2 protein-coding genes and 1 pseudogene are annotated in these 4,189 nt (G+C 75.7%); all 3 read right to left on the bottom strand.

Features of this window, described 5'->3' with window-relative positions:
* The coding region (locus BGM09_RS27730; RefSeq protein ID WP_188284448.1) for an FxsB family cyclophane-forming radical SAM/SPASM peptide maturase at positions 1–1,226 on the bottom strand (1,226 nt) is incomplete at its 3' end.
* Positions 1,227–1,472: 246 nt separating this feature from the next.
* A complete protein-coding gene (gene fxsA / locus BGM09_RS38980) occupies positions 1,473–1,679 on the bottom strand; it encodes an FxSxx-COOH cyclophane-containing RiPP peptide (protein ID WP_188284449.1) in 207 nt (68 codons plus the stop codon).
* A gap of 320 nt (positions 1,680–1,999) precedes the next feature.
* Positions 2,000–4,189: pseudogene (locus tag BGM09_RS27740) on the bottom strand (hypothetical protein); the annotation flags it as partial.

The raw sequence follows: 4,189 nt of genomic DNA on the forward strand, positions 1-4,189 counted from the left end.
CACGGCGCCTCCCGCCGTACGCGGGACGCGGCGGGCGCCGGGGCCGCCGGAGCCGCCGCCTCGGCGAGGCGGCGCGCGATGTGGCGGATGAGCAGCGCCATGTCGGCGCAGTAGACCGACGGGTTGCGGAAGCCGGAGCCCTCCCGGTAGCGGTGGACGTAGTGGCCGCCGCCGCAGACGGTGACCAGCGGGCAGGCGCGGCAGGTGGCGGCGAGGGCGGCGAGCCCGGCCTGGCGGGCGGCGACGCCGGGGTGGGCGAGCGCGTCGTCGAAGCTGTTGCGGAAGACGTCGAGCCCGGTGGCGGCGGCGCCCTCGTACGCGGACTTGAGCGAGTCGACCTGCTCGATGCTGCCGTCGGTCTCGATCACGACGGCGGTGAAGGGCTGGAGCCCGAGCCGTTCGACCGGCGACCGAAGGCCGAGCAGCAGCGCCACGCACTCCTCGAACAGCCGGATCCTGGTCTCCCGCCGCTCCGCGTCCCACCAGCGGTCGAAGACGGCGGAGAGCCAACTCCCGTACGGCGCGGGGTCGTCGGCCGAGGCGGGCAGTCCCGGCGGCGGCGCGGTCCAGTTGCCGTGCGGCAGCAGCAGGTCCATCCGCGGCGGCCGGAAGGCCAGCAGCGACTCGTACACCTCGACCGGGTCGTGCGCGAGGTCGACGACGCAGAGCAGTCCTCCGTACGCCTCGGGCGCGGTCTCGGCGAGCAGCCGCACCCCGGCGGAGGCGGCGGCCCAGGACGGGCGGCCCGCGTGGTCGACGCGCGCGGCGTTGTGGGCGGGCAGGCCGCCGTCGAGGCTGACGCCGACGCGTATACGCGCGTCACGCAGGACGCGCAGGCGGTCGGCGGTGAGCAGGGTGCCGTTGGTCTGCACGCTGGCGTGCACGGCGCAGTCGGCGGGGACGGTGCGGCGGATCAGTCCGACGTCGGCGGCGAGCGCGTCGGCGCCGCCCAGCAGCGGTTCGCCGCCGTGCAGCACCACGGCGACATCGCGCAGGCGGTGGGTCACGGCGTGTTCCGCGATGCGTTCCGCGGTGCGCCGGGTCACCGCGTCGGGGGCGGTGCGGGGGCGGTCCCGCCAGCCGTGGTCGGGTCCGGCGTAGAGGTAGCAGTAGGTGCAGGCCAGATTGCAGCGGCTGTGCGTCTTGAGGATGAACTGCCGCAGGGGGAAGGCCCCTTCGGTCGCCGTACCGCCGGTCCGCGGCCTGTTGTCGGCCGGATGACGCACCACATCACCTCCCCCGTGTGCCTCAGGCCGCCCCGTCGGCCCCAGCGGTTGTTCCCGCTGGGCGGCCGGAAGTAAACACCTGGGCAAGGAATTGGCCGTATTCGCCCTGGAGCACGGCCAAAAGCGGCGTTCCGTCAGGAGATCACGCCATACGCGCGGGGTCGCGGGCGGTGGTCGCGGGCGGTAGTTGTGGGCGGGGGTCGCGGACGGGGTCGCGCGCGCCGGGGCCCGGTGCGCCGGGCGGAGTCAGCCGGTGGCCTCCGGCGCGCTGGGGTCGCTCTCGAAGCCCCACAGCGCCTCGCCGCCGGGACCGGCCGCGCGCGCCCGCAGATCGCTCACCAGGGCGGACAGCACCGGGTGTTCGACGGTGCGCAGCGATTCCAGGTCGAGGCCGAGCAGGTCGATGTCGGCGTCCGCCGGAATCCGGTACTCGGGTGCGTGCTCGGGCGACACCGCTTCGGGAAGGTCCCGTTCGGAAGGGGCCCGCTCAGGGACCGCTCTTTCGTCAACCGCCCTTTCGCGAACGGCGCTTCCGTCAACCGCCCTTTCGTGAACTGGCCTTTCGTGAACAGCGTGTTCGGGTAACGCCTCGTCGTGGTGAGCGGGTTCGTCCGGGGGCCGCTCGGCCCCGCCGTACGCTCGGTCGTCCATCGTCGGCCTCAGCTCTCGTCCCGTGGTGGCTCGTGGGGGGATGCAGTTGTCGCGGCCCGGATCGGCGCGGGGTCCTGGCCGGTTGGTCCGAGGCGGCCGGACCGGGACCGGTCGCTCCGGGCTCAGTTCGTCCGTGTCAGCGCCGCCAGCCGTTCCGCGGTCCGCTGCCGTGCCTCCTCGTCCGCGGCGCCGTCCCCTCCGTCGTCCGGCAGCCGCCGCCATTCGGCCTGCGCGGCCCGGTAGGCGTCGGCGGCGGCCCGCGGGCGCCGGGCGAATTCGTAGACCACGCCACGCCAATGATGCGCCAGCGCCGACAGCCGCACCATGGGGCCGGGTTCCGCCGACCGGTCGGCCGCCGTGCCCGCGGCCTCCGCTGCGCGGCGGTAGGCGTCGGCCGCCTGGTCCAGGCGCTCGCCGCGCTGGGTGTGCGCGTGGCCCAGCCGGTGCGACTCGCCCAACTCGTACCAGATCCGCGCCACTTGCGCCGGGTCCACGGCGGGCTGCACGGCCAGGCCCAGGACGTGCTCGGCCTCGCGCAGGTCCACCAGGTCCTGTTCTGCCCGGTAGCGCAGCACCAGGGCCCGGCCGAGCATCAGCAGCCTGCCGGACAGCCGCGGGTCGCTCTCCGGGGTCTCCATCCGGCAGTCCCGCAGGACCTGCACGGCCCGGTTCACGAAGAGTTCGCCGCCGGGGAGCGCGGAGCGGCCGAGCAGCGCGTCGCCCCATTCGGCGACGATCTCGCTGTACTCGGGGCGGTCGCGCGGGGTCAGCCGGCACGCCTCGGCGAACCGCCCCGCCGCCGCCTCCAGTTCACCGGCCGGGCCGCCCTCGGTGTGCCGGGCGACCCTGATCCGGCCCGCACGCAGCAGGATCGAGGCCCGCGCCAGCCGGTCGCGGGTCTCACCCAGCGCCCGGTCGACCAGCCGCTGCGCCTGCGGCAGCCGTCCGCCGACCAGCAGATGGGCGTCGACCAGCGACAGCAGCGCGGCGGTCCGCGCTTCGAGGCCCGCCTCCTCGCGTTCCAGCGCGTCCAGCCCCGCCGCGAAGTAGTCGGCGGCCTGGAGGGCGTAGACCTGCTCGCGCTCCCGCTCTCCCGCCGTGCCCGCCAGCCGCAGCAGGGCGCGGCCGTGGGCGAGCGACAGCGCACTGGGGCGGGCGTCGGACAGCGGCCAGGAGTCCGCGAACGCCTCCAGCATCCCCACGGTCTCCTGGAGCAGCCCGGCGTCGCCGCTGAGCTGCCACTGGTCCTCCAGCACCCTGACCCGCTCCAGGGTGGCGCCGAGCACGTCCTGCGGGTCGAGTCCGGGGGCGGCGCAGACCGCGCTGAACTCCCGGTCCGCGCGCCGCAGAAGCTCCAAAGCGCCCCGCGTGTCCCCGTTCGCCGCCCGCTCGTCCGCGGCGGCCTGGAACACGCGGGCGCGCACCGCGCGGGCCGGTACCGAGCCCGGGTGCGCCGCGGCCGTCGCCGCCGCGTCCTGGGCCTCGCGCAGCAGCGCGGCCCCGCCGCGCAGCCGCCACAGCGTGATCAGATTCTGCGCCAGCTCGCTCCACAGGTCGGGGTCCGAGCCGCGCACCCGCTCCTCGTCCGCCGCGCGGCGCAGCAACTGCACGGCGTCCAGCAGATTCTGGACCATGCCCTCCTCGGTGAAGCGCGCCACCAACTGCCGGGCCCGCTGCACCGCGGACGACGGCTGTCCCGTCCCGGCTCCCACCGCCAGCCGGTCGTGGCCGGTGTTCCCCGGCAGCGGCATGAAGCGCTCCAGCACCCGGGCGGCGACCTCGGCGAAGGGCTGCGGGGACTCGGCGACGACGGTCGACGCCTCCTCGGCGAGCGCGGTGGCGCGGGCCGCGCTGGCGACGGCGGCGTCCGCGAGCCGGTCCCCCGGCCCCTCGGTGAGCTGCGTGATAGCCAGCGCCGGGAAGTTGGGGCCGCTCTTGCCGAAGCGCTGCTCGACGTACTCCGAGCAGTGCTTGAGCACCAGCAGCGCCTCGTCCCTGCCGAGCGGGCCGAGCAGCACGTCCCGTACGCCGTCGGCGAATTCGTACCAGCGGTGGTCGCGCGCGTCGTCGCCCGGTATCCGCTTGAGCAGGCCGCTGAGCAGCACCTCCGACAGTTCGGCGGGCCCGGAGTCGGGGAGCATCGTGCGCTGGACGAGCTGCATGACGGGCAGGAAGAGCGGGGCGGCGGCGAGGTAGACGGCGAGCTGGGCGGCGGCGGGCGAGGCGGCCGAGCGGAACCGGCCGACCAGGGCGACCGGCGGCACCGGGGACTGCCGCGCGGGCGCCGGGGTCGCGGGCTGGGCGGAGCGGAC

The organism is Streptomyces sp. CBMA29, from assembly GCF_014596445.1.
GTDB lineage: Bacteria > Actinomycetota > Actinomycetes > Streptomycetales > Streptomycetaceae > Actinacidiphila.